This window comes from Rhodobacter sp. P2_H5 (assembly GCF_056403335.1).
Window position 1 is genome coordinate 1 of sequence record NZ_JBFUFS010000100.1, and the last position, 798, is coordinate 798.

General features: G+C 65.7%; 1 pseudogene. It reads left to right on the forward strand.

Features of this window, described 5'->3' with window-relative positions:
* Positions 1-798 (forward strand): annotated as a pseudogene (locus AC1DVR_RS23705) (regulatory protein NosR); the annotation flags it as partial.

The window sequence follows — 798 nt, forward strand, 5'->3', positions numbered from 1 at the left end:
AGGCTCTGGCGGCCAGCTATGTCGGCATGGATCTGGTGGCGATGGCCAAGTCCGGCGGCAAGCACGACATGAACATCATCTCTGGCGCCACGGTCACGGTGATGGTGCTGGACGATTCCATCCTGCGGTCTGGCTTCAAGGTTGCCCGCGCCCTGGGCCTCGGCGGTCTGACGCCCGAGACTGTCGCGGGGCCGACGGTCGAACTGGACCCGGCGGCCACCGCCCCCGCCGACTGGATGGCGATGGAGGGTGACGGCACCCTGCGCCGCCTTTCGCTGGATGTGGGTCAGGTCAACGCGGCCTTCGAAGGGCTGAATGACCCGCGCGCCACGGCCAAGCCCGAAACGGCGCCGCCCGAAACCATCTTTACCGAAATGCAGGTGGCGCTGGTGTCAGTCCCGGCGATCGGCCAGGCGCTCTTGAGYGCGCAGGACCAGACAAACCTGACGACATGGCTGCAACCGGGCGATCAGGCAGTGATGATCGCGGGCAAGGGGATCTTCTCGTTCAAGGGCTCGGGCTATGTCCGTGGTGGCATCTTTGACCGGATCGTTCTGGTGCAGGATGACGTCTCGGTCCGCTTCCATGACCGGGATCACAAGCGGCTGGGCGCCATCGTGGCCAAGGGGGCGCCGGACTTCACCGAGACGGACCTGTTTCGCATCCCGGCGGCCTCGGGCTTTGATCCGACCAAACCCTTCCGCATCCAGCTTCTGGTGCAGCGTCAGGTGGCGCCGGTCGAGAAGGACTTTCTGACTTTCGACCTCGCCTACCAGCTGCCGCCGCACTACCTGCGCG